This is a genomic window from Marinobacterium aestuarii (assembly GCF_001651805.1).
Classification (GTDB): domain Bacteria; phylum Pseudomonadota; class Gammaproteobacteria; order Pseudomonadales; family Balneatricaceae; genus Marinobacterium_A; species Marinobacterium_A aestuarii.
The window spans coordinates 4462454-4485689 of the sequence record NZ_CP015839.1 but is presented as its reverse complement, the minus strand read 5'-3'; the positions used below and the strand labels follow the sequence as shown (position 1 = coordinate 4485689).

Here is a 23236-nt window from a genome sequence, read left to right as displayed (position 1 = left end):
TCATGCTAGCCATGGGTTTTCGCCCAGATGCTGTTGCTCAAACTGGCGTATCTGGTCTGCGCGTTGCAAGGTGCTGCCGATGGCATCCAGACCAGAGAGCAGGGCATTCCTGCTCAGGGCGTCGATTTCGAAACTGATAGAGTGGCCATCCTGCAGCTGGATCTGTTGAGCGCCAAGGTCAATACCGAGTTCGTTGCTATCCGGCGCCGAGATGGTTTGAGCCAGCTGCTGAAACTCAGCGTCGTTAAGTTTTATGGTTAATATGCCGTTACGTCGGCAGTTGTCGAAGAAAATACCGGCAAAACTGGTACCAATTAACGCCCTTATGCCAAGTTGCTTGAGTCCCCAAACCGCATGTTCACGGCTCGAGCCACAGCCGAAGTTGGGGCCCACGACCAGGAAGCGTGCTGGTTGCCAATCGGATTTATTGAGGATGAAGTCTGGGTTTGGATCGCCCGAGGACAGAAAGCGCTGATCGAAAAACACTCCTCGATCCAGACCATTGCGATCTATGCCCTTGAGAAATTGTTTGGGCATGATGACATCGGTGTCGATATTGGCGGCCAGCATGGGGGCGGCCTTGCCACGTACAGAAGTGAAGGTCTGCATTTAACGGGTCTCCAGGGACAGTGTGCGAATGTCAGCTAGTTGGCCTGTGATTGCGGCGGCGGCTACCATGGCAGGGCTCATAAGGTGCGTTCTGGCGCCGGCGCCCTGGCGGCCTTCAAAGTTGCGGTTGGTGCTTGATGCGCAGCGATCACCGGCATCGAGAACATCGTCGTTCATGGCAAGACACATGGAACAGCCAGACTGGCGCCATTCAAAGCCTGCGGCGATAAAAATGTCAGCCAGGCCTTCCGACTCGGCCTGAGCCCTAACGACACTGGAGCCGGGTACAATCATGGCGCGCACCTGAGGGGCGACCTTGAGGCCCTGCACTACCTGGGCGGCGGCGCGCAGGTCTTCAATGCGGGCATTGGTGCAAGAACCGATGAAGGCATGACTGATTGGTACGCCGGCGATGGGCATACCGGGCTCGAGTCCCATGTAGTGCAGCGCACGCTGAAGCGCTCTGCGCCTGTCGGCATTGGGTTCAGCAGCCGGGTCCGGTGTTATTCCATCAATAGGTAACGCCTGGTCAGGGCTGGTACCCCAGGTGATCATGGGGGCTATTCGGCTGGCATCCAGGCTAATTTCCCGGTCGAATATCGCATTATCGTCGCTTCTCAATTGCTGCCATTTGGCAACTGCCTGATCCCATTGCTCGCCTTTCGGGGCTCGGGGTTTGCTGCGCAGGTAGTCATATACCTTGTGATCGGGGGCCATAAAGGCACCGCGGGCACCGGCTTCAACGGCCATGTTACAGATGGTCATTCGGGCCTCGACACTCAGGGCGTCTATGGTCTGACCACAGAATTCGATAGCGTAGCCGGTGGCGCCAGAGGCACTGATCTCGCGGATCAGTTGCAGAACTATATCCTTGGATGTTGCGCCGTGGCTAAGTTGACCGGTGACGGTGACACGCATGCTTTTCAAGCGTTTGTACACAAGGGTCTGTGTGGCCAGCAGGTGTTCAATTTCGGATGTGCCTATGCCAAAACCAAAAGCGCCGAGGGCGCCATAGGTGGTGGTGTGGCTGTCACCAGCAGCAATGACCATGCCTGGCAGAATAAAACCCTGTTCGGGAGCCACCACATGTTCGATGCCCTGTCGGCTGTCCAGAATATCAAACAGCTCAATGCCGAAGTCTCGGCAGTTCTCTCCCAGGTAAGACACCTGGCGGGCACCGCCTTCATCGGGAACCAGAGCGATGCGATTGGCGGCAGTCGGGTTGACATGATCGACAACGGCCAGGGATGTTTCACTACGCCACACGCCGCGCCCGGCCTCGCGCAGGCCGCTGAATGCCTGAGGGCTGGTATATTCGTTCAGAACTTGGCGGTCAATATAGAGCAGTACATGGCCTTGGTCATCAAGGGAGCAGACTGTGTGAGAATCGATGTGTTTGTCGTAGAGGGTTTTGGCTTGGTTCATGGAAAGAGGCCCCGCTCGATGATAGGTTGCCAGGCTCGTATGCAATGCTGAGCCTGGCGAAATGTCACGACCAAGGATATTGGATTCGAAGTGTGAATCAATGCCGTATTCGTGGTCTTTTAGAACACGAAACGTGAACTATTGGCGGATTTTCCGATCATCGGATGACCGATAAAGGATGAGGAGTAGCTTGGGGCCGATTTAGTGCAGACCCCCGGTCGCCCAACTATACGGAGAGGGCTTTGAAGTGTTCTTCCATGAATTCGACGCAGACGCGCAGCTTGGCTGAGTGTGACAGTCGGGTTGGGTATACCGCCCATACATTGGCACTTTGTGAATATTCATGGAGCACCTGCACTAAGGTGCCCTGATCGAGCAGGGGTTTAACGTCCCACATGGAACGCAGCACTATACCGCGGTCCTTGAGTGCCCATTCCAGAACGATTTCCCCATTGTTTGATGACAGAGAGCCATTGACCTTCAGCGCCTGTGTGGACTCATTCCGTGTCAGATGCCAGATCCCGAATGGCGTGCTGCGCTCTTTCAATACCAGGCAGTTATGTGATTTGAGCTCGTCGAGGGTCTGAGGTGTTCCCTGGCGCTGCAGGTATTCGGGTGTTGCGCAGAGAATGCGTTTGTTGGATACCAATTGCTTGCAGATATGCTGGTCTGGCAGGTCATCCCCAACGCGGATTTCGAGGTCGAATCCTTCCCCTACAATGTCGATAACACGGTCGAAGACTTCGAGGCGTATTTCCAGTTCTGGATAGAGCTGTGCAAGCAGTGAGATCGCCGGCGCCACATGATTGCGGCCAAAGCCGAAAGTGCTGCAGATGTGCAGCAGGCCTCTCGGTGTCTTGCGTGACTGGGATAGGTCGTCAATCAGGTCGTCAAGATCCCCTAGAATCTGCAGGGCCCAGCGCTGCGCGCGTTCGCCGTCTTCGGTAAGCGCAATGCGACGGGTGGTACGGTGTAGCAAGCGTGTCTTGAGTGTGGCTTCAAGTATCTGAATGCGTTTGCTGACATAGGCGGGTGACTGACCCAGTTCTTCGGCGGCAGCGGCGAAGCCTTGTTTGCGGATGACAGTGAGGAAAACCCGCAGATCTTCAGGTAATGGCAATTGATCACGTTTCGTGACTTCTATGGACATAATTGGTGTCTTTATTACACGAAAGGTGAAGTATAGCATGTCAAACATCAGTGACCAGATCCCGGCATATCAGGCCGGTGGCAGACGCATTGCGGCAGCGGAGCCGTTATGTGGCTGCAAATTATCAATAGCATTGAGAAGGAGCGGACCTTTATGTTTGCCGGATTTACGCAAGGTACTTATCACGTAAACGGTGTCCAGATTCATTGCCGTATTGGTGGCGATGGCCCAGGACTTCTGTTGTTGCACGGGCATCCGCAAACTCACGTTATCTGGCACAAGGTTGCCCAGTCGTTGGCGAAACATTTTACGGTGGTGGCGGCAGACCTGCGTGGCTATGGCGACAGCGAAAAGGTGCCTGCGTCCGAGCATCACCTGGCGCATTCGAAAAGAGTTATGGCGCTAGACCAGGTTGAGCTAATGAAAGCCGTTGGTTTTGACTGCTTTTCCGTGCTTGCTCATGACCGAGGGGCCAGGGTCGCTCACCGGCTTGGGCTGGATCATCCGGATGCAGTAGAGCGAATGGTTCTGCTGGATATAGCACCGACATTGTCTATGTATGAACAGACCCATCTGGAGTTTGCCAGGGCCTACTGGCACTGGTTTTTTCTGATCCGCCCGGCGCCCCTGCCTGAGATACTGATCGAAACGGATCCGCAGCTTTATCTTCACAGTGTTCTGGGCGCCAGAAGCGCCGGTATGCGACCGTTCACTGAAGCAGCGCAGGCTGAATACCTGCGTTGCCTCCGCCTGCCTGGTACGGCTACAGGGATCTGCGAGGATTACAGGGCAAGCGCCAGTATTGACTTGGAGCATGACAGGGCTGACGCGGCAACTGGTCGCAAGCTGGGTTGCCCGCTTTTGGTGATGTGGGGCGAGCAGGGCACCGTTGGGAAATGTTTTTCTCCGCTGGCCGAGTGGCAGCAAGTGGCGCTGGATGTCCGAGGGAAACCTTTGCCTGCTGGACATTATATTGCGGAGGAAGTGCCAGAAATATTACTGGATGAGGTGTTAGGTTTTTTTACTATTAACTCGGCGGGTTAATACATGAAGCAGGGATGCTTTATGATTGGGTCTTAGGTTATTGCCCAATGTGAGTATCCCTTCACTCAAAAATTCAGTAAGCCTGTGCATCTGTGGCCATTTCTGGGAATAAATTAACATATGGCATAGTCGCCCATAATGGCTTTTGTCTGTGCAATAAAATATGTTTCTGTGAACTTTTTAATCGCCTTGTAAATTATAATATTTTCAATGTTTTTTGATTGGGCTGCTTTATCTGATCTTATATCGTAATAATATATATGCGAGAAAATAATAATGACGAGCGTTCGTTTCTTAAACTATGCCTGTTCCGGGATAGTGTATCCGCCTGTTCAAATAACTATAAGAGAGGAGTTTTGATCTGATGACTATGGTCAATATTAACCAAAACATGGAGCCTGCTGCTGGCGTGGCTATCGTAGCCCAGTCCGGCGCGTCGCAGTTACGTTTTATCGCGCTACTGGCGGGTCCGCTGGCAGCCTTGTTGCTCTATCTGCTGCCGGCCCCGGAGGGGATGAATGCACAGGCTTGGCATTTGGTCTCGTTGGCTGCATGGATGGTCATCTGGTGGCTAGGTGAGGCGGTGCCGATTCCGGCGACAGCGCTCCTGCCGATCCCGTTTATGCCTCTGTTTGGCATTGCTGATCTTAAACCCGTGGCGGCCAATTTTGCCAATCCGTTGATCTTCCTGTTTTTAGGTGGTTTTCTGCTGGCCGCTGCAATGCAAAAGTGGGGCTTGCACCGGCGTATCGCTCTGCGCATAGTGGCGATCGTTGGTACTACGCCGAGCCGTGTCATCGGAGGCTTTATGCTGGCAACGGGCTTTCTATCCATGTGGATATCAAACACCTCGGCGACGATCATGATGTATGCCGTCGGGCTGTCGGTGATTGACTTTGTAGCGCACAAAACAGCGGATGACAAAGCGGTCCGCAACTTCGGTGTGGCGCTCATGCTGGGTATCGCTTATAGCGCAACCATCGGTGGAATAGGCACGCTGATAGGTACGCCCCCCAATGCCCTGCTAGCCAGTTTTTTGTCGGTGACTTACGACATTCAGATCGATTTCCTGACGTGGATGCTGTTTGGTGTGCCAATAGTGCTGGTGATGTTACCGCTGAGCTGGCTAATGCTGACCCAAGTCGTTTTTCCAGCGAGTCAGATTCAAATAGGCGATGTTGGGCAGGTAGTTAAGGGAGAGCTGGCGGAGCTGGGCCCAATGAGCAAGGCGGAGAAAATCGTCGGCGGGGTTTTTCTGGCCGCAGCACTTGGATGGATCTTTCGCTCGCAATTGGCCGCGATGACCGGCCTACCCATCAGTGATACCACGGTTGCCTTGCTGGCAGCTCTGGCGCTGTTCGCCTGGCCGCTGTCGCGGGAAAAAGGCGAGTTCGTACTTGACTGGAGTGTGGCGAAGGATTTGCCTTGGGGCGTGCTGCTGTTGTTTGGCGGTGGTCTGGCGCTGGCGGGTGCATTTAGCAGCACGGGTCTGGCCGAATGGGTGGGATCTTCGGTTTCGAGCTTTGATATCAGTAGCTGGTTGCTAGTTCTTGTAGTCAGCGCATCGATTATTTACCTAACTGAAATTACGTCGAATACGGCATCCGCGGCGACATTTCTGCCTATTCTTGGCGCTGTCGCCGTTGGGCTCGGGCTGGATCCCCGAATGCTCGCAGTACCGGTGGCGGTCGCAGCGTCAATGGCATTCATGATGCCTGTAGCGACTCCGCCCAATGCTATCGTCTTTTCCTATGACAAGATGCAGCTCCGGGATATGGTCAAGGCTGGCTTTTGGCTGAATATTATCGCTGTGATGGTAACATTTATTGCCATGTATCTGCTTGCAGAGACCGTCTTCGGATTTTAGAAAAGAGAAGTATTCTATAAAAAATTAAGAAATGGAGCAGGGATGCTTGATTCCTTAAATAAAGTAGACTTAATAATTTACCAGTTCGCGTGCTTGCTTCCGTTTTTTCAGAGATGGCAGGTGGGTAGGGAATTTCATTGTTGTTCAGGTTGATAAAATAATAGGTCTGCATTTAAAGCTTTAAGCTGCTTTATAAAAGTAGTTGGCTGCCCGACGGCCATTTCAGTAACAAGGCGCTGCTGCAACAGCAGTTTGCCGACGCGCTCTTGCTACAGCGGCAGCAATAACAAACACAGCCGCAATAACCGTCAGGGGTTTGAGGCGGACTCGGCATCGACTTTGGTCGCCTGCCGGGCCGCCAGCTTGCGCTCGAACAGCTGCAGCAGGCGCTTAAAGGGTGGCTGCTCAAGGTCGGTGTTTTGGAAGAACTGCAGTAAGGCGTGCATCTGCTGCTGATCCTCCTCTTGCCAGTTGAATGCCACTAACTGCACCAGTGGGCGCTTGAATGCCGGTCGGCTGTTGTAGTCCGCTCCCGGAGGGCCGTCACGCCCGGGCAGCCGCCGGCGCTCACCGAGAAAACCGGCAAAACTGTAAAAGGCATCATCGGGCGGGATAAACGCCAGTTCATACTCGGCTTCCCGTACCGCTTCGGTTAGATCATATCCGGCGACCCAGGGTTTGGGGTTGCCTGTCACCAGATAGGGCAGGGTGTCGGGGTTCAAAAAACGCACTACCGGATGCTCTTTTATTCCCGGGTGCCAGGGATAAAGTTCGTTCGATCTTTTCGCCGCCACCAGGCGCACAGAAAAGTTGTCCGGTGTCGGCAGGTCGACGCCCAGTACATAGCTGCGCAGGTTGTTATGTTGCTGCAGCATCAGCGCCAGAGGTTGGGACTGCGGATCCAGAACCAGGGTGGCAGCGGTGTAATGATCCAGTTGGTGCCAGTCATCAGGGTCGCCCGCCAGTGGCAGCAACAGGGACTGCCAGCCGGGTAAGCCTGCGACTATGCCGGAGCTGCGAAACACAAAGTGGTAAGTTAAAAAGCTGAGCCTGCCAAGCGATGGGTGCTGATCATAATCGACGCGACCAAAGGCTTGGGGGTTAACGGGGCGGGACTCCGGCTGATGCCTAAACACCACCTCCGGGCTGGCTTTGTACTGGTTGAGTAACGGGCTGTCGACCTGACGGGAAAGCAGGGTTCCGTCCGCCGCACTCAGGCTGCCCTGGGCGATATAGTCAGCATAGAAACTGATCGGGCCTTCAGCGTCCTGATCCAGAAACAGGCGCGGGCGAAAGCGTTGCAGCAAGGCCTGCTCGGCGGCCGTCGCCGCCTGGGTGCTGCGCGGATTCTTGATGTAATAGTCATTAAAACCTGGATACTGCGAAAAATTGCTCCATGAGCGACTGCATCCCGTTACCAGGGCTGCCATGGCCAGCAGCGCCAGCAATACTAGCCCCGCTGTCACGAAACCTCCTCTTGTTCCTTTTGGCATGCGCAGCCGTCTCCGTGTCTGTTGCTGCATCTGACCCTGTATCGGGGCTGAGGCCGGATTGGTTTAGGTTGCAGAGTACCCCGCTCCGGGGCGCGATGATAACTTTCTCCTCATCCTCATCCTCATCCTCATCGGTATTATTTGCGCGATGGCTGGCTTTCGCTGTAAGGGCTGGCATTCAGAAAATGGCGGGGCTGTGGCATATTGTCATCGGCGCTGCTGGCAGGGCCTTACTGTTGGCGCTCTGGCGTTACCTCTATGTACACAGGACAAAAGGAATTCGCTGATGACCGATCTTTCCGCCTTTGCCGTGACCCGCAAGTGGCCCGCCCGTCAGCCCGAGCGGCTGCAGTTGTATTCGCTGCCGACGCCAAACGGGGTCAAGGTTTCCATTATGCTGGAGGAAACCGGCGTGGCCTATGAGGCCCATCGAGTGGATTTTGCCGCTAATGATCAGCTGTCGCCGGAGTTTTTGTCACTTAACCCCAACAACAAGATTCCGGCGATTCTGGATCCGCAGGGGCCGGGGGGCAAGCCTCTGGCGTTGTTCGAATCCGGGGCCATTCTCGTCTATCTTGCCGACAAAACCGGGCAGCTGTTGCCAGAGGATCCCGCTGAACGCTATGTGGCACTGCAGTGGCTGATGTTCCAGATGGGGGGCATCGGGCCCATGTTCGGCCAGGTGGGTTTCTTTAATCGTTTTGCCGGCAAGGAGTATGACGACAAGCGCCCGCGGGATCGCTACGTGGCCGAGTCCAGGCGTCTGCTCGGGGTTCTGAATCAGCGCCTGCAGGGGCGTGAATGGATATTGGGCGACAACTATTCAATCGTCGAGATCGCCACCTTCCCCTGGGTGCGTAACCTGATCGGCTTCTATGAAGCGGGAGATCTGGTGGGTATCAGCGACTTTCCTGAGGTTACCCGGACGCTGGATGCCTTTCTGGCGCGCCCTGCAGTACAGCGAGGGCTGATGATACCCGCAGCGCCTTGATGGCTTGAGCTTGTAGGGAGTGCCAGAACTGAGGCAAATGCCGCAGCCTTTTTCAGGCTGAGATCAGCAGCTCATGGCCGATCACTTCCTTGATAATGGGGTAGGGGACTTTGTATTTTTTGCCATCGTACTTGATGACGGCATAGTCCGTACACATGGTAACGACGGTGCAGTTAACGACTTTCTTGCCATCGGTGATGCGTACGATATTAAAGTTTCGAAGAATTACAGCCAAGGTCATCACCTTTTTGGTTGAGGCATGCAGTGTATTTTTAAAACGCAAAGCTGAGCGTATGGCAGCAGCTATGTTAGTGCTGCTGTAACAGCTTGGTCTTGCTGCGCCTAGGTTTCAATGCCCGATATCAAATTCTGTATGAGTGGCAGCGGCCCGGCTTGTTACTGCTCCGTACTCTCGGATGCCGCAGACGGCTGGCGAAACACCTGGGTATCCGGGTGAAAAGCCGCCCAGGCAAACCAGTAGAGCGTGACAGCCGGTAGCAGGCTGCCGTTGTTATCTCGGATACTGGCTGCGCCGTGCGCGGGATCGAAGTGCACCACAATGGGGGTATCACCGAGGCGGTCCTGCAGCGGGCTCTCAACTTTACCGAGCTCAACGAAGGGCCAGGCTTTGGCCTCGCCGTTCAGCGCCAGGCCGATCACGCGCTCCTTGGGGTGAAAGCCCAGCGCCCGGAATTTGACCGGGAAGTAGGTTGCCGCTGATTCGGCATAGCCGCCGTAGGGATTGGAATCGTAGTCGCGCCCAAAGCCGGTTTCGAAGCTCAGCACCTGGGTATCGGGGTGACGCTGGCGCCAGTCGAGCCAGCTGGTATGTTCGACGGCGATCTGTGTCAGGGGCTGACCGCGGTAGTGCCCCGTGAGGGCGCGGGCCTGGATCTGGGACCAGAGCGACTCGGTTTCGCGGTCGTAGAGCAGCACGTCGCTGTTGTAGAGCAGGCCTGACACGCCAAAGCTGAGCGGCTGACTTTTCACCTGACCCTCCACCTCAGGCGCCACCTCACGTAAAAAAACCATGCCGGAGCCGCACAGCGGGCAGAAGGTGATGGCCAGGGGCTCATCTCCAAAACGGTCGTTGACGATCTCATGCCAGTTGAGAATACGGATCGGGTAGGCCTTGCTGATACCGTTGCGGGTCAGCCCCATGACCCTGTCCGTGTCGTGCAGGGCTGCGGCCTCATGGGCTTGCACGAAGCGCGGTGCATCAATCGACGGGATGCCGTCCCGGGGCGGTCCGCCCCGCAGGATGTCGCTGCTCGGCACCAGGGCCCCTTCCAGGTCGAAGCCATTGAGCTGCTGTGCCGATACCGAGCAGGACAGCAGCAGCGCCAGCGTGACGGCAACCCCGGGACACAGCAGCTTCAGTGTTTTCATTGTTTTCCTCCTGTTCCGGCATGCATCGACTCCCGCCGGCGGCGCCGCCGAAAAGAGCTCTCTGAACGGTTTGACCGCGGTTTGGTCATTGGCTTCCATCCGGTATTCGGCTGCTGCATAAGTGTTCATTATCAAACCTATCAATCTTGTTGAGTACCTTATTCCGGGGCTCGGCGTAGGCTTGCTTTCACAGGTTTAAACATTGGGAAATAGCATGAAAGATTACCGCGTTGCGCTGCTGCCGGGGGATGGCATCGGCACCGAAGTGATGGAGGCCGCCTGGCCCGTGTTGCAGGCCGTTGCTGCCAAGCAGGGTTTCAGACTTGCAGGCACCTGGCTGCCCTGGTCCTGCGACTATTACCTTGAACACGGCACCATGATGCCGGCCGATGGTGTCGAGCAGCTGCGGGCTTTCGATGCCATTTACCTGGGCGCGGTGGGGTTGCCGGCGACGGTGCCGGACCATGTTTCGCTGCGTGAACTGCTGCTGGCGATCCGGCAGGGGCTGGACTTGTCGGTCAACGAGCGCCCGCACCGGTTGCTGGCGGGCGTCACCGGGCCACTGCGTACCGACAAGCCGTTCGATATCCTCTGCATTCGTGAAAACACCGAGGGCGAGTACAGCGGCGCCGGCGGCCGGGTGCACCAGGGCGGCGACCTGGAAGTGGCGGTCGAGACTTCCATTTTCACCCGCGCCGGTGTCGAGCGCGTGCTGCGCTACGGCTTCGAGCAGGCACCCTTCGCAGCGGCAAGCTGGCCTCGGTTACCAAGTCCAACGCCCAGCGCCACAGCATGGTGTTCTGGGATGAAATGACCGACCGTGTTGCCGCCGATTACCCGGATGTTCAGGTCACCCGCTACCACGTCGATGCCATTGCCGCTCGCATGATCACGAATCCCGAGACCCTGGATGTGGTGGTCGCCTCTAACCTGTTCGGCGACATCCTCACCGATATCGGCGCCGCGATCCAGGGCGGGCTGGGCTTTGCTGCATCGGCCAATATCAACCCGCTCAGCGCAGGGCCCGGGATGTTCGAGCCGGTGCACGGCTCGGCTCCCGATATTATGGGCAAGGGGCTGGCCAACCCGCTGGCGACCCTATGGGCCGGTGCCCTGATGCTGCAGCATATGGGTGAAACCGCCGGTGCCGCGGCGCTGATGACCGCTATCGAAACGGTGACCGGCGCCGGTGCTGGGACCCCAGACATGGGGGGAAGCCTCAGCACAGCGGAACTCGCCCAGGCGGTGCAGTCCGTGCTCTGACAGGGTTTTGTGGAAAGATAAAACGGTGCCATAAATGGCACCGTTTTTTTTTGCATGGATGCGTGTTATCCGGTGTTGCTGCAGGGGGCAAGTTATCGCGGATAACGCCCCTCGCGGGCGAGCACTAGACCGGACAGCCGAGTGAGCGTAATAACTCTGCGAAGCGCACCTCGTCACCGCCCTTCTCGCGGTTTACTTGGCGTATTTTATCCTCATGCTCAGCATGGGCTTTCACCAGCGGTAACAAGTCAGACAGAGCGTCCCGTGGGACCGATACGACACCGTCAGCGTCACCGATGATCAGATCGCCCGGCGTAACGGCCATGCCGGCACAGGCGACCGGGACGTTGACCTCGCCTGGGCCAGTCTTGCTAGGGCCGCGATGAACATGCCCGAGGGCATAGACAGGCAGCTCGCCTTCCGCCCATTCCGCCACATCGCGGATTGCGCCGTTGATCACCAGTCCTCCAATACGGCGGGTCAATGCGGTGGTCCGCATAAGGCCTCCCATTACCGCCTGGGTCAGGTCGCCAGCACCGTCGACGACGATTATGTCGCCGGGCTGCGCCATCAGCATAGCCTTGTGAATCATCAGGTTATCGCCCGGACGTATACGTACCGTCAGAGCCATGCCACACATCGTTAACCCAATGTCGTTGTGATAGGCGCGCAACCCCAATCCTCCGGTGAGACGACCCAGGCAATCGCTGGCGTGAGCGCTTGGCACCTTACGGTAGGCCGCCAGCAACTCGGGGTCGAGGGATTCCGGGCGTGGGTTGATCATGAAGCCTTTCGGCCAAACTGGGTTGCTCATGGTAATTGTTCTCGCTGAGTGTTGTTTCCGTCCAGTACATGGGTCGAATATTCCGTTCAGACCATGGGTCTTCCAAACGCTGAAGGCTGTCGGTGCCGCTAGGGATGCTGATCCAGGTATTCGAGGGCGTTGCGGACGGCTCCCTCGGCCATGGCGGCCAACGCATCCGGTGTAGAGCCGGCGACGTGAGGTGTAATCAGAACATTTTCAAGCTGTCGCAAAGGGCTGTCGGCGGGCAGCGGCTCACAGACAAAGGTGTCAAGCCCTGCTGCCGCCAGTTGCCCGCTTCTGAGGGCCGCTGCCAGTGCCTGCTCGTCTATCAATTCGCCACGTGCTGTATTGATCACTACTGCGCCTCGTGGCAACAGGGCCAAACGAGATGCATCCAGCAGTGGCGGCGCGCCGTGCTTGGCAGGGCAGTGCAGGCTGAGTACTTGACTGCGTGGCAGCAGTTTATCGATGGAGGAAATCCGCTCGACGCCCAGATTGTTCGCTTGCGCATCACTCAGAGCTGGGTCGAAGACCAACACCTGCATACCCATGGCGTTTGCAATCCGTGCCACTCCACGACCAATCTGACCAAAACCGACCAAGCCGAGCGTTCGTCCGGCCAGCTGAATACCTTTGTCGATACGCTCCCATTTGCCCGATTTCATCGAGCTATCGCAGAACGCAATAAAGCGAGCACTGGCGAGCATCAATCCAATGGAAAACTCGACGACGGACTGGGTATTGGCCCCGGGTGTCGAAAGCACTGCGATCCCATGGCCGCGTGCTGCTTCGAGGTCAATATTACTAACACCAACACCGTGTTTGGATATCACCTTCAGTGTCGAGCATGAGTCAATCATTGTGGACGTCAGCTGCATGGTCCTTGAAATAACAGCATCAATCCTGCGGTTGGAAAGGCATTCCTCCAGCCTCTTAACGTCAGCTTGATCCTGAATGTAGATTGTTTCACAGCCTCGTGCCTCGAGCAGCTGCCGACCGGCCGGCGCTAATGCCGGAGCCGTTATGAGTATTGTGTAGCTCATAGGTTTACCTTGTTTTTGTGGATCAGAAAGCGAATCGATTGTTATTGCGAAGTACCCCCATGGACGTCCCATGCATCGACTTCAGGCCCCTATACAAGGTTGAGTATTGATAGTTGAATTAATAAAGTCTATTTTCTTTTTTTGTAGAAGTGATAACTTTTAGGAATGTTTATATGAACGAACGAGATCTTCGTTATTTCGCCGCTATCGCTGAGTGCGGCAGTTTGCGACGGGCGTCGGAACAACTCCATATTTCACAACCCGCTCTGACTAAATGCATTGGTCGATTGGAAGAGCAGCTTGATGCGCGCCTCTTCGAGCGTCGAGGGCGGCAAATCGTTCTAACACCCGTTGGCAATGTGCTGGTTCGGCGCGCCCGTAATATCATCCAGAGCATCGATGAAACTCAGCGTGAAGTCGGCGACTATGCTAAGGGGCGAATAGGGCACATGCGCATCGGCGCAGCTGCGACGCTCACCGAGTTCTTGCTCCCGGATGCCCTAAGCGAGCTTGTCGAGTTAACACCTGAAGTCACCATGTCACTAACCATTGGCATGAGCGATGTGCTGCGTGAAGCCTTGTGCCAAGGCGATCTCGATTTGGTTATTGGTCCAGCAGCCGAAAGCGAAGAGTTTGACTGCCAGCCCATTGTTAAGGACCAGGTCGTGATTGTCGCCAGCCGACTGCATCCGCTGGCAAACCAGGTCGGCAAACTAGAACGGCTTCGCGATTACCGGTGGGTGCTGCCTGGCCTCAATGTGGAGACCCGGGTCTGGCTCGAGCAGACGTTCAAGCAACTTGGACTACCCGCCCCGCGGCTGCAGATCGAGGCGAACTCGCTCGCCTTGCTGCCACGCCTGATAGCCAAGACTCAACTGCTTAGCTTCATATCTCGGCGAAACCTGGCAAAAGGTGAGATCGGAGAACAGCTGGTAGAGATTCCGTTCAATGAGACAACCATGCATCGCCACTTTGGTCTGTTGACGCGGCATGACAGCTACATATCGCCCGCCTGTCACAGTTTCATGGCACTGCTCGCCAAGCGGAGTGCAGCCATTTTTCGCGGGTGAGTCGGCTGCCTTGTTGAGGGGGTTATAGATTCCTGAAAGTTATCATTGGAGAATTTTTATTCAATATTATTTTCAAGCCTACGCATGTTAAAACTGTTTTATCCACTGCACAGGCCCTGTGCTCACCCATGGATAACTCGTACATCTAAAAATGCATAACTCCTGCCACGGTCAATGTGCAGTAGTTAACCCTCAAGAGCGATAGATTAGAAAAATAAGGGAAATCCATCATGACTCGAAACATTAAGTTTTCCATTCTGACAGCCGCTATATTTTCAATGGCCATGCAGAACGCTTTTGCCTTTGAACCCGGTAACAAGGTCGAATGCATCGCCCCCAGTACCCCCGGTGGGGGCTGGGACTTCACATGCCGGAGCGCGGGTAAAGTGTTGTCGGAACTCGGCCTGGTTCCCCGTTCCGTCCAGACCGTCAATATGCCGGGAGCGTCGGGAGCAGTGGGCTTTTCCCATGTGATAAGTAAGCGCCAGGGAGAGGAAAACCTCCTGGTGGCCACTTCCACCGCGATGGCAAGCCAGATGGCCCAGGGCAAATATCCGGGCGGTCCCGACCAGGTGTCTTGGATTGGTACTTTGGGCAGCGATTATGGAATTATCGCAGTTAGCAATGATTCCAAGTACCAGAGTTTGAGTGAGTTGCTGGAAGCGCTCAAGGACGACCCCAATTCGGTAAAATTCACAGGCGGGAGTGGCGTTGGCGGCTGGGACCACCTCAAAGTGTTGATGACCGCTAGAGCAGCAGGGGTCGAAAATATCGCCAAAATTACCTGGCTCGCGAGTCATGGTGGAGGGAGTGCTATCACGCAAGTCATAGGCGGGCATGTCTCGGCGTATTCCGGCGATATTTCCGAAGCCGGAGGCTTTATAAAGTCTGGTGATTTACGCGTACTTGCGGTGCTTTCACCGGAGCGTCTGGAAGGCGAATACGCCTCCGTTCCGACGGCCAAAGAGCAGGGCGTCGATGTAATTGGCCCGAACTGGCGCGGTTTCTATATGCCAGGCGGCATCTCGGAAGAGGTAAAAGACTACTGGACCCATGCGATTGACACTCTCTATACCAGTGAGGAGTGGAAAGAAATGATGGCCAGAAACGGTCTTATGCCCTTTCATGTCAGTGGCGAAGGGTTTGAAATTTTCGTGAAAAAACAGATCGACGATATGCGCAGCCTGTCCAAAGAAATTGGGTTGATGAAATGAGGTTTAATGACCGGGCTTTAGGTCTGGTGGGGGTTGCCCTGGCCGTCGCGTACGGCTGGGGCGCCACCCGGTTTCCAGAGCCGTTTGGTGGGGCTGAAATCGTTGGTCCCGAAACGTTTCCGATTATTTTGTCAGTCATTCTCACTGTGACAAGTTTGTATTTGGTGTTTCGTCCTGATCCCGACCATCGATGGCCGGCAAGACGAACCGCAGCAGATATGGGCATTGCCATTGTCACGCTCATACTCTACACGGCTCTTATCGAGCCCCTTGGCTTCATTATTGCTACCACGCTGGCGATCGGAACACTGAGTTGGAGAATGGGCGCACGGGCAAAGTTATCCTATCTAATCGCTCTGGTGAGCGGCTCGGTAATATTCTTACTTTTTAATCAAGTCCTTGAACTCTCACTACCATTGGGAGTATTGGAGATCGGGAGTAGATATTAATATGCTCGACTTACTTTTACAGGGCTTCTCTGTCGCGCTGGCACCAGAAAATCTAATGTTCGGCGTTCTGGGAGCCTTTTTGGGAACCTTGATCGGTTGCTTGCCGGGACTGGGGCCATCCAATGGTGTGGCTATCCTAATCCCAATGGCTTTTGCCCTCGGTCTGTCCCCTGAAACAGCTCTGATCATGTTGACTTCGGTTTATGTCGGTGCGATGTATGGTGGGCGTATATCTTCAATTCTGTTAAACATTCCCGGTGACGAACCGGCGATGATGACCTGCATTGATGGCTACCCTATGGCCAGACAGGGACGTGCAGCCGAAGCACTGGTGGTATCGGCCGTTGCATCGTTTATCGGCAGCCTGATCGCAACCATCGGCATGATCATTCTGGCACCCTTTCTTGCAAAGTTCGCACTCAAATTCGGCCCGGCGGAATACTTTGCTCTGTTTGTACTGGCTTTTGCGACACTGGGCGGGATTACTGGAAAAAATGCGTTCAAGACGATCTTTTCTGCAACCATAGGTCTGATGATCGCGACTGTCGGCATGGATCATTCGACAGGCAGCGAGCGCTACACCTTCGGCATACTCAAGCTTTATGAAGGCATCGATTTTATCATTTTGATTGTGGGTCTATTTGCCATTTCAGAACTCATATTCTTCCTTGAAGAAAGGTTGAAGTCGTCCAATTCCCCTGTCAAACTTGCCAAGTTAAAAGTTTCTCTTAAAGATATTTTGTTCGTACTACCAAGCAGTATTCGTGGAGGAATACTGGGGTTCATTGCCGGTGTATTACCCGGTGCAGGAGCCTCCCTGGGGAGTTTTATAGCTTACACTCTGGAAAAGAAAATTGTCGGCCGGAAAGGCTACTTCGGGAAAGGAGATCCAAGGGGAGTTGCCGGGCCTGAGGCCGGCAACAATGGTGCCTCCTGTGGTGCCCTGGTACCCATGTTGACGCTTGGAATACCCGGTAGCGGAACGACCGCCGTCATGCTGGCCATGTTGATATCACTGAATATCACGCCAGGGCCCCTGATGTTTACTCAGAATGCCGATCTGGTCTGGGGTGTTATCGCGGCACTATTGATCGGTAATATCCTACTGTTGATACTTAACATCCCAATGATTGGAATTTTCGTACGGATTCTTTCTGTACCTACCTATTACCTGTTGCCCATCGTGACGATGATCGCCTTTGTCGGTATTTATTCGATCAGTAATTCGACATTCGATCTCTACTTGATGGTAGCCTTCGGGGTGGTTGGATATCTCCTGCGCAAGGTGGACATTCCGGTCGTGCCTATTATTCTCGGCCTATTGTTAGGGCCGGAGATGGAAAGCAACCTTCGTCATACGCTGAAGTTATCAGACGGAGACTGGACGGCGCTTTGGCAGAGCAATTTATCCCTCGGTATATGGAGTGTGGCTATTGCCGGGCTTGTTTTGCCGATGATTGTCGGGCCGATCCTTCGAAAGCGGATGAGTATGCAGCCTGTTGCTTCTGCGGCAGGAGAAAACGATTAGTGGGCTCCTCGAAAATCCTCGCCGTCCAACACCGGGAGAAGATCGACCGCCTGGGTGATCTGCTAGCGACCCTCTGGGCCGGTACCCCCGATATGGGGGGTACCCTCAGTACGGCCGCGCTCGCCCAGGCGGTACAGTCCGTGCTCTGAGTCGCGATGCTGGCGGTGTAACAACGGGGTCTGAGGGCCCCGTTTTTCTGCCGGTTGCTGCCCAAATACGCTGCGGATGCGCGGGCAAATCCGCAGGGTGGCGGTAGGGCCGTGCAGGCGGGAGCTACACCTCTTGGACGCAGGCTTTCGTTAGTCTGCCCTGAGCTGCAGCAGCAGTGCCTGAATCAGGGCGTTGTCGCGATTTTCCGGTGAACAGACCCAGGCAAAACGGCGGGTCAGGTTGAGTGAGGTGTCCAGCAGTATCAGTTGGCCGGCGGCCACCTCATCGGCGATGGTCAGGCTCGACAGGCAGCCGATACCCAGGCCTGCCCGTACAGACTGCTTGATGGCTTCGTGGCGTGTCAGCTCCAGGGCGATGCGAGGCTTTAACCCCTGCGCCTGCAGGGCGGCATCCAGTACCGCGCGGGTACCGGAGCCCGCTTCGCGCACTATCCATTCCTGGTCTGCCAGGAGGCTGGTATCCAGTGGGCTTTTGCGCGCCAGCGGATGTTCGGGCGCACAGAAAACCACCAGCCGGTCCGAGCGCCAGGGCACTATATCGAGGCTGGGGTGCAGGGCCGGGCCTTCGATCATCCCCAGCTGCGCCTGGCCCTTTTCGAGCCGGCTCAAGACGCCCTCGGTGTTGGTGATTTCCAGTTTGGCGTCGGCTTCAGGATGCTGGCGGCGAAACTGGGCAATCAGTTTGGGCAGCAGATAGCTGGCGATGGTGACGCTGGCTGCGATGCGCAGGGTGCCGGCGATGCGGCGATCGTCCGGGCGGGTCAGGCTGTCGCTCAGGCTGAGAATCTGGCGCACACGGGGCAGAATGGTCTGGCCGGCTTCTGTTACCACCAGCTCGCGGCCGATGCGATCCAGCACCTTGTAGCCCAGGGCGCGCTCCAGTTCCTTGATCGCCTGGCTAGCGGCGGACTGGCTGATGGCTTGCTCCTCTGCTGCCAGGCCGAGTCGCCCCAGGCGCACGGTGGCTTCAAACAGATGGAGCTGACGCAGGCTTATATTCATCGGTTTTTCTTAAGTTATATGTAAGTACAATCCAATATACTTACAGTATTGGCGATTATAAAGTCCTCCTTAATTGGAATAAGGGGACCAGGCCATGCTCATTCGACTGTTACTCATTGCCATTGCCGCCACGGCGCTGGCACAAACCGAATCCTTTAGTGCCATCGGCCTGAGTGCACTGCCCCTGGCCATTCTGATGGGCATTACCTATGGCAATGTTGCCAAGCCCGCGAGTAGCGGGCGCGATGCCGCCGTACTGGCATTCAGCCAGCAAAAACTGCTGCGCCTGGGCATTATTTTGTTTGGTTTCAACCTCAGTTTTCAGCAGATTGCCGCGGTCGGTTATCAGGCAATCCTGCTCGACATGATCGTGATTACGGTGGTGCTGTCGATGGGGATTTTTGTCGGTATTCGGCTGTTCGGGCTGCCACGGGAGATCGCCATACTGACCTCGGTCGGCAGCGCGGTGTGCGGCGCCGCCGCCATCATGGCGACGGAACCGGTGATTCGTGCCAAGGAGCAGGATGTGACCGTGGCGGTGGCAACGGTGGTGCTGTTCGGCACCCTGGCGATGTTCAGTTACCCGGTGATTTACAGCTTTGTCGGCATGGAATCGTCACTGTTCGGTATCTATATCGGCAGCACTGTGCATGAAGTGGCCCAGGCGGTGGCGGCGGGCCAGTCCATTGGCGGTGAGGCCATGCAGAATGCGGTGGTCGCCAAGCTGATTCGGGTGATGCTGCTGGCACCGGTGGTGATTGTGCTGGGCAGCCTCTATTTCCAGCGCGCCGCCGGCAGCAGTGAGCGCCGGCCCGTGCCCATTCCCTGGTTCGTCTTCGGGTTTATTGCCACGGCGGCCCTGAACAGCGTGCTGACCCTGCCAACCATTGTGCTGGAAGCTTTGCAGCTGGCATCTCAGCTGAGTCTGGCCATCGCCATGGCGGCGCTGGGGATCAAAACCCGCTGGGCCACCATCCGCCAGGCCGGTATCAAACCGCTGGCACTGTCGCTGGTGCTCTTTGTGATGCTGATGGTGGGTGGCTATGGTCTGAATGTGCTGTTTTACGGCTGATGTCTTACCGGGCGCCGCTTAGGCGGGCGCCCGGTGCAGATTCGGGACATACGCATTTAATACTCGGTCGGGAAAGCTAGAGGAAGATCAGGTATAACAGTGGTTGACCATGTGGTAAAAATGCTGCTATGTTTCTGGTCTCACAGCCTGCATACAATAATAAAAGGTTCTGATCATGGTGAGCATTCTGATGCAATATCATGCCTCCTGCTGCCGTCATTCATTCCAGAGGCTGCAGGCACTGCCTGCGAGCACTTGTCAGTTGGTGACCCTGCTTACGCAGCCCTTCGCCTTGATAACCTTGTTATACGCCCTGATGACGCAAAGCCTGTCTTTTCTCGGCGCAGCCCGTGCCAGGCATTTTCATGTTATTCCCCCCTCCTTGCTGTCCATCTATCTGTTCAACCAGAAGCAAACCAAGCTGTTTACCCTCGTTAACGCCTGATTTTCCGCTCACACCTTCACCTGCTTATTCGTCTGCCTTTGCGCTTTTTTGCATTGATTTTATATTGCCTGAGCTTTATCCGGCGATGCATCAACAGTGGCGGGCTCCATCTTATTGTTTGAATGCGGCAGTCGGCAGACCTTATATTTAAGACTGTTTGTGGTCGCGTATTTAAACGAAGCTCATTTTAGTCTGAGGATTCAAGCATGCTGGATATGCTCGTGCGTAATCTGAACTTGCCCGATGGTCGCAAGGGCATTGATATTGCCATCAAGGACAAGCGTATTGTCGAGATGGCGCCTGCCATCCAGGCGTCGGCCAGCATCGAGATTGATGGCCAGGGTCAGCTGGCATCGCCGCCCTTCGTGGACAGCCACTTTCATATGGATTCGGCCCTGAGCCTGGGTCAGCCGCGGCTGAACGCCAGCGGCACCCTGCTTGAGGGCATCGCCATCTGGGGCGAACTCAAGCCGGATCTCACCGTGGAGGCCATCAAGGCGCGGGCGCTGGAGATGTGCCGCTGGTCCATCGCCCGCGGCACTCTGGCCATTCGCAGCCATGTGGATATCTGCGACGATCGCCTGCTGGCGGTGGAGGCCCTGCTGGAAGTGCGCCAGCAGATGAAACCCTACATCGACCTGCAGCTGGTGGCCTTCCCCCAGGATGGTTACTACCGTTACCCGCGCTCCCATGAAAACCTGCTGCGGGCGCTGGACAAGGGCGTCGATGTGGTGGGCGGCATTCCCCATTTTGAGCGCACCATGGCAGACGGCTCGGCCTCCATCCGGGCGCTGTGCGAGATCGCCGAGCGCCGCGGGTTGCGGGTCGATATGCACTGTGATGAATCGGACGATCCGCTGTCGCGACACATCGAAGTGCTGGCCGCAGAAACCCAGCGTCTGGGGCTGAACGGGCGGGTCTGCGGCTCCCATCTAACCTCGATGCACTCTATGGATAACTACTACGTCAGCAAGCTGTTGCCGCTGATACGCGAAGCCGGTGTGCACGCGGTTGCCAACCCGCTGATCAATATTACCCTGCAGGGGCGTCATGACACTTATCCCAAACGCCGTGGCATGACCCGGGTGCCGGAAATGCTGGCGGCGGGGATTAACGTCGCCTTCGGCCACGATTGCGTGATGGATCCCTGGTACAGCTACGGCACCCACGACATGCTGGATGTGGCCCATATGGGCGCCCACGTGGCCCAGATGACGGGCTTGAAGCAGATGCAGCAGGCCTATGGGGCTGTGACCACCCACGGCGCCCGGGTGCTGGGGCTGGATGATTACGGCCTGGAGGTGGGCAAGCCCGCCGATATGGTGATTCTGCAGGCCAGCAGTGTGGTCGAGGCGCTGCAGCTGAGGCCCGCGCGGTTGTTTGTGATCCGCCGTGGCGAGGTTATCGCCAAAACGCAGCCGACCCGCACCCAGGTGATACTGAATGAGGGGCCGGCTGAGGTCAGTTTTTCGAGAGGCCTGTTTTAGCCGCCGGCGCTCTGCAGTTATTGAGTAATTAACAGTTTCTATCAGCGAACTTTATTTAAAGACGAGCAATTATCACACCCGAGGTGCCCTCGGTAGTCACCGATGGCGCCCATTATCCCAACAGGAGACATTCCAATGTCTGAACAGCACGAAAATAAAAACTATGCTGCTGAACATGATGACTATGCATTAACCCCGGTCCCCGAAAACGCCCGTCGCGGCCTGCTGTCCATGTCGGCGGTGATGCTGGGCTTTACCTTTTTCGCCGCCAGCATGTGGACCGGCGGAACCCTGGGGCAGGGCTTTAAACTCTGGCCGGATCTGATTATCGTCATCCTGGCCGGCAACCTGATACTGGGGGGCTATGGTGCGCTGCTGGGATATGCAGCAGCGAAAACCAATCTCTCTACCCATATTCTTTCCAGGTACGCTTTTGGCACTTTCGGCTCCAAGCTGCCCTCCATGATGCTGGCGATTACCCAGATCGGCTGGTTTGGCGTCGGTGTAGCGATGTTCGCCTATCCCATCAACAAGTTTATGGATATTCCCAACCTGCCGCTGATCGTCGGCGGCGGCATAGTGATGACCTACACCGTTGTGGTGGGGTTCAAGGCGATCGAATGGCTCAGCGCCATTGCCGTGCCCGCCATCCTGATTCTCGGCTTTACCTCCGTTGCCACGGCGATTTCGGATACCGAAGGGGGGCTCGATACGCTGATGAATCTGAATCCGGTGGAGAACATGAGCATGGCGGTGGGTATTGCGCTGGCAGTCGGCTCCTTTATCAGTGGCGCAACCCTGACGCCGGACTTTGTGCGCTATGCCAGAACGCGGCGCGTCGGCGTGATCGCGACCATTATCGGCTTCACCTTCGGTAACAGCCTGATGTTTATCTTTGGCGCCGTGGGGGCCACGGCTACGGGCATGTCCGATATCGCCGAAGTGCTGGCGCAGCAGGGCCTGCTGGGCGCCGGCATCGCATTGCTGGTGCTGAATATCTGGACCACCAATGACAACGCGCTTTACGCCGCGGGCCTGGGGCTGACCAATATCACCGGCCTGAAACGGGTGCATCTGGTGCTGGCGGCCGGCGCCGTGGGCACCATTCTGGCGGACTTCCTGTACAACAATTTCGTCAGCTGGCTGGTGTTCCTGAGTGTGTCCCTGCCACCGATTGGCGGCATCATCATTAGCGACTTCTACCTGCGCTGCAAAACCCAGTACCCGGACCCGGCAACACACGCCTTCAAGCATATCAACTGGGCCGCGATGGCCGCCTGGGCCACGGCCATCTGTGTGTCTGTGATCTCGCCGGCGGATGGTCTTTTCAGCATTGCCCCGCTGAATGCGATTATTACCGCCATGCTCGCCTATGTGCTGTTTTACAAGCTGATCTACCGTAAAGAAGGCGCTGCTCTGAGCCGCAGTTATCCGTAGATAAGATTCCTAAACAACAGAAGGGGGCCGGTGTGGGCGCATAGCTCGCGCCTGCTGTGCCCCGTTTTCCCCCTGGCTTCGGGTGTTGTCGGGAGACCGGGGTGACGTACACAGCAACATTCCGGCACTGAAACCGCTCTGGAGCGCTGAATTACCCAATCCTGTCTTCCCATGCCCTCCCGGGTTCCGCAGCTGCGACCATCGCAATGGCGTTGCTGCCATTGGCGGATGTCGCCAGGCACTGTTCGTTCGTTAATAAGTCATTACGCAAATGCCGCAGCCC

The 23236-nt window shown here is 56.1% G+C and carries 23 protein-coding genes; 14 read left to right on the top strand and 9 right to left on the bottom strand.

What is annotated here, in order from left to right:
• The 3 genes from leuD to A8C75_RS19625 all read right to left on the bottom strand — a co-directional run bounded on the left by leuD (position 1) and on the right by A8C75_RS19625 (position 3184).
• Positions 1 to 609 carry a 3-isopropylmalate dehydratase small subunit gene (gene leuD / locus A8C75_RS19635; protein ID WP_067386065.1) on the bottom strand — a complete coding sequence of 203 codons (609 nt, stop codon included), beginning with the start codon at positions 607 to 609 and terminating at the stop codon, positions 1 to 3.
• Positions 610 to 2034, bottom strand: a complete 1425-nt coding sequence (leuC, locus tag A8C75_RS19630) for a 3-isopropylmalate dehydratase large subunit (RefSeq protein ID WP_067386064.1) — start codon at positions 2032 to 2034, stop codon at positions 610 to 612.
• A 226-nt stretch (positions 2035 to 2260) separates the two neighbouring features.
• The gene (locus tag A8C75_RS19625; protein ID WP_067386063.1) at positions 2261 to 3184 is read right to left on the bottom strand and encodes a LysR substrate-binding domain-containing protein; all 924 of its coding nucleotides are present in this window, start codon (positions 3182 to 3184) and stop codon (positions 2261 to 2263) included.
• Positions 3185 to 3337: 153 nt separating this feature from the next.
• Between A8C75_RS19625 and A8C75_RS19620 the strand changes: the two genes are divergently transcribed.
• Together A8C75_RS19620 and A8C75_RS19615 are read left to right on the top strand one after the other, a co-directional pair.
• On the top strand, positions 3338 to 4228 hold the full coding sequence (locus tag A8C75_RS19620; RefSeq protein ID WP_067387542.1) for an alpha/beta fold hydrolase: 891 nt from the start codon (positions 3338 to 3340) through the stop codon (positions 4226 to 4228).
• 364 nt (positions 4229 to 4592) lie between these two features.
• On the top strand, positions 4593 to 6095 hold the full coding sequence (locus A8C75_RS19615) for an SLC13 family permease (RefSeq protein ID WP_084784170.1): 1503 nt from the start codon (positions 4593 to 4595) through the stop codon (positions 6093 to 6095).
• Positions 6096 to 6403: 308 nt separating this feature from the next.
• On the opposite strand, the gene A8C75_RS19610 is transcribed toward A8C75_RS19615, so the two are convergent.
• The gene (locus A8C75_RS19610) at positions 6404 to 7561 is read right to left on the bottom strand and encodes a hypothetical protein (protein WP_157890335.1); all 1158 of its coding nucleotides are present in this window, start codon (positions 7559 to 7561) and stop codon (positions 6404 to 6406) included.
• Between the two features lie 313 nt (positions 7562 to 7874).
• Between A8C75_RS19610 and A8C75_RS19605 the strand changes: the two genes are divergently transcribed.
• Positions 7875 to 8579, top strand: a complete 705-nt coding sequence (locus A8C75_RS19605) for a glutathione S-transferase N-terminal domain-containing protein (RefSeq protein ID WP_067386061.1) — start codon at positions 7875 to 7877, stop codon at positions 8577 to 8579.
• Positions 8580 to 8631: 52 nt separating this feature from the next.
• Here A8C75_RS19605 and A8C75_RS19600 read toward each other — a convergent pair whose 3' ends face one another.
• Together A8C75_RS19600 and A8C75_RS19595 are read right to left on the bottom strand one after the other, a co-directional pair.
• Complete coding sequence (locus A8C75_RS19600; protein ID WP_227819969.1) at positions 8632 to 8820, bottom strand: hypothetical protein; 189 nt, start codon at positions 8818 to 8820, stop codon at positions 8632 to 8634.
• Between the two features lie 155 nt (positions 8821 to 8975).
• Entirely contained in the window at positions 8976 to 9968 is a 993-nt protein-coding gene (locus tag A8C75_RS19595) for a DUF3179 domain-containing protein (protein ID WP_067386060.1), read from the bottom strand.
• Between the two features lie 214 nt (positions 9969 to 10182).
• Here A8C75_RS19595 and A8C75_RS24125 point away from each other — a divergent pair, with 214 nt between their 5' ends.
• Both A8C75_RS24125 and A8C75_RS24120 read left to right on the top strand, forming a co-directional pair.
• Positions 10183 to 10782 carry an isocitrate/isopropylmalate family dehydrogenase gene (locus A8C75_RS24125; RefSeq protein WP_250636898.1) on the top strand — a complete coding sequence of 200 codons (600 nt, stop codon included), beginning with the start codon at positions 10183 to 10185 and terminating at the stop codon, positions 10780 to 10782.
• Positions 10722 to 11231: an isocitrate/isopropylmalate family dehydrogenase gene (locus A8C75_RS24120; RefSeq protein ID WP_250636901.1), complete on the top strand. Its 510-nt coding sequence runs from the start codon at positions 10722 to 10724 to the stop codon at positions 11229 to 11231. Before A8C75_RS24125 ends, A8C75_RS24120 begins: the two co-directional genes overlap by 61 nt.
• A gap of 124 nt (positions 11232 to 11355) precedes the next feature.
• On the opposite strand, the gene A8C75_RS19585 is transcribed toward A8C75_RS24120, so the two are convergent.
• Positions 11356 to 12045, bottom strand: a complete 690-nt coding sequence (locus A8C75_RS19585) for an RraA family protein (RefSeq protein WP_067386059.1) — start codon at positions 12043 to 12045, stop codon at positions 11356 to 11358.
• Positions 12046 to 12143: 98 nt separating this feature from the next.
• Positions 12144 to 13079: a hydroxyacid dehydrogenase gene (locus A8C75_RS19580; RefSeq protein ID WP_067386058.1), complete on the bottom strand. Its 936-nt coding sequence runs from the start codon at positions 13077 to 13079 to the stop codon at positions 12144 to 12146.
• A 173-nt stretch (positions 13080 to 13252) separates the two neighbouring features.
• On the opposite strand from A8C75_RS19580, the gene A8C75_RS19575 reads away from it, so the two are divergent.
• From A8C75_RS19575 to A8C75_RS23710, 5 genes are all read left to right on the top strand, one after another.
• Complete coding sequence (locus A8C75_RS19575; RefSeq protein ID WP_067386057.1) at positions 13253 to 14149, top strand: LysR family transcriptional regulator; 897 nt, start codon at positions 13253 to 13255, stop codon at positions 14147 to 14149.
• Positions 14150 to 14379: 230 nt separating this feature from the next.
• Entirely contained in the window at positions 14380 to 15363 is a 984-nt protein-coding gene (locus A8C75_RS19570) for a Bug family tripartite tricarboxylate transporter substrate binding protein (protein WP_067386056.1), read from the top strand.
• Positions 15360 to 15812 (top strand): tripartite tricarboxylate transporter TctB family protein, encoded by a 453-nt coding sequence (locus tag A8C75_RS19565; RefSeq protein ID WP_067386055.1) that lies wholly within the window; start codon positions 15360 to 15362, stop codon positions 15810 to 15812. Before A8C75_RS19570 ends, A8C75_RS19565 begins: the two co-directional genes overlap by 4 nt.
• Position 15813: 1 nt before the next feature.
• The gene (locus A8C75_RS19560) at positions 15814 to 17340 is read left to right on the top strand and encodes a tripartite tricarboxylate transporter permease (RefSeq protein ID WP_067386054.1); all 1527 of its coding nucleotides are present in this window, start codon (positions 15814 to 15816) and stop codon (positions 17338 to 17340) included.
• Entirely contained in the window at positions 17340 to 17489 is a 150-nt protein-coding gene (locus tag A8C75_RS23710; RefSeq protein ID WP_157890334.1) for a hypothetical protein, read from the top strand. The genes A8C75_RS19560 and A8C75_RS23710 overlap by 1 nt, the downstream gene beginning before the upstream one ends.
• A gap of 150 nt (positions 17490 to 17639) precedes the next feature.
• On the opposite strand, the gene A8C75_RS19555 is transcribed toward A8C75_RS23710, so the two are convergent.
• Complete coding sequence (locus A8C75_RS19555) at positions 17640 to 18512, bottom strand: LysR substrate-binding domain-containing protein (protein WP_067386053.1); 873 nt, start codon at positions 18510 to 18512, stop codon at positions 17640 to 17642.
• 94 nt (positions 18513 to 18606) lie between these two features.
• Here A8C75_RS19555 and A8C75_RS19550 point away from each other — a divergent pair, with 94 nt between their 5' ends.
• The 4 genes from A8C75_RS19550 (at position 18607) to codB (ending at position 22953) form a co-directional block, all read left to right on the top strand.
• Positions 18607 to 19584 (top strand): YeiH family protein, encoded by a 978-nt coding sequence (locus A8C75_RS19550; RefSeq protein ID WP_067386052.1) that lies wholly within the window; start codon positions 18607 to 18609, stop codon positions 19582 to 19584.
• 175 nt (positions 19585 to 19759) lie between these two features.
• Positions 19760 to 20029, top strand: coding sequence for a hypothetical protein (locus A8C75_RS19545; protein ID WP_067386051.1), 270 nt, complete (start codon positions 19760 to 19762; stop codon positions 20027 to 20029).
• 206 nt (positions 20030 to 20235) lie between these two features.
• Positions 20236 to 21516 carry an amidohydrolase family protein gene (locus A8C75_RS19540; protein ID WP_067386050.1) on the top strand — a complete coding sequence of 427 codons (1281 nt, stop codon included), beginning with the start codon at positions 20236 to 20238 and terminating at the stop codon, positions 21514 to 21516.
• A gap of 135 nt (positions 21517 to 21651) precedes the next feature.
• Positions 21652 to 22953 carry a cytosine permease gene (gene codB / locus A8C75_RS19535; RefSeq protein WP_067386049.1) on the top strand — a complete coding sequence of 434 codons (1302 nt, stop codon included), beginning with the start codon at positions 21652 to 21654 and terminating at the stop codon, positions 22951 to 22953.
• Positions 22954 to 23236: the final 283 nt, after the last annotated feature.

What these genes read in the sequence shown, in the direction of transcription:
- leuD (WP_067386065.1), bottom strand. Translation starts at nt 609, where the DNA reads ATGCAGACCTTCACTTCTGTACGTGGCAAGGCCGCCCCCATGCTGGCC.
- leuC (WP_067386064.1), bottom strand. Translation starts at nt 2,034, where the DNA reads ATGAACCAAGCCAAAACCCTCTACGACAAACACATCGATTCTCACACA.
- A8C75_RS19625 (WP_067386063.1), bottom strand. Translation starts at nt 3,184, where the DNA reads ATGTCCATAGAAGTCACGAAACGTGATCAATTGCCATTACCTGAAGAT.
- A8C75_RS19620 (WP_067387542.1), top strand. Translation starts at nt 3,338, where the DNA reads ATGTTTGCCGGATTTACGCAAGGTACTTATCACGTAAACGGTGTCCAG.
- A8C75_RS19615 (WP_084784170.1), top strand. Translation starts at nt 4,593, where the DNA reads ATGACTATGGTCAATATTAACCAAAACATGGAGCCTGCTGCTGGCGTG.
- A8C75_RS19605 (WP_067386061.1), top strand. Translation starts at nt 7,875, where the DNA reads ATGACCGATCTTTCCGCCTTTGCCGTGACCCGCAAGTGGCCCGCCCGT.
- A8C75_RS19600 (WP_227819969.1), bottom strand. Translation starts at nt 8,820, where the DNA reads ATGACCTTGGCTGTAATTCTTCGAAACTTTAATATCGTACGCATCACC.
- A8C75_RS19595 (WP_067386060.1), bottom strand. Translation starts at nt 9,968, where the DNA reads ATGAAAACACTGAAGCTGCTGTGTCCCGGGGTTGCCGTCACGCTGGCG.
- A8C75_RS24125 (WP_250636898.1), top strand. Translation starts at nt 10,183, where the DNA reads ATGAAAGATTACCGCGTTGCGCTGCTGCCGGGGGATGGCATCGGCACC.
- A8C75_RS19585 (WP_067386059.1), bottom strand. Translation starts at nt 12,045, where the DNA reads ATGAGCAACCCAGTTTGGCCGAAAGGCTTCATGATCAACCCACGCCCG.
- A8C75_RS19580 (WP_067386058.1), bottom strand. Translation starts at nt 13,079, where the DNA reads ATGAGCTACACAATACTCATAACGGCTCCGGCATTAGCGCCGGCCGGT.
- A8C75_RS19575 (WP_067386057.1), top strand. Translation starts at nt 13,253, where the DNA reads ATGAACGAACGAGATCTTCGTTATTTCGCCGCTATCGCTGAGTGCGGC.
- A8C75_RS19570 (WP_067386056.1), top strand. Translation starts at nt 14,380, where the DNA reads ATGACTCGAAACATTAAGTTTTCCATTCTGACAGCCGCTATATTTTCA.
- A8C75_RS19565 (WP_067386055.1), top strand. Translation starts at nt 15,360, where the DNA reads ATGAGGTTTAATGACCGGGCTTTAGGTCTGGTGGGGGTTGCCCTGGCC.
- A8C75_RS19560 (WP_067386054.1), top strand. Translation starts at nt 15,814, where the DNA reads ATGCTCGACTTACTTTTACAGGGCTTCTCTGTCGCGCTGGCACCAGAA.
- A8C75_RS19555 (WP_067386053.1), bottom strand. Translation starts at nt 18,512, where the DNA reads ATGAATATAAGCCTGCGTCAGCTCCATCTGTTTGAAGCCACCGTGCGC.
- A8C75_RS19550 (WP_067386052.1), top strand. Translation starts at nt 18,607, where the DNA reads ATGCTCATTCGACTGTTACTCATTGCCATTGCCGCCACGGCGCTGGCA.
- A8C75_RS19545 (WP_067386051.1), top strand. Translation starts at nt 19,760, where the DNA reads ATGGTGAGCATTCTGATGCAATATCATGCCTCCTGCTGCCGTCATTCA.
- A8C75_RS19540 (WP_067386050.1), top strand. Translation starts at nt 20,236, where the DNA reads ATGCTGGATATGCTCGTGCGTAATCTGAACTTGCCCGATGGTCGCAAG.
- codB (WP_067386049.1), top strand. Translation starts at nt 21,652, where the DNA reads ATGTCTGAACAGCACGAAAATAAAAACTATGCTGCTGAACATGATGAC.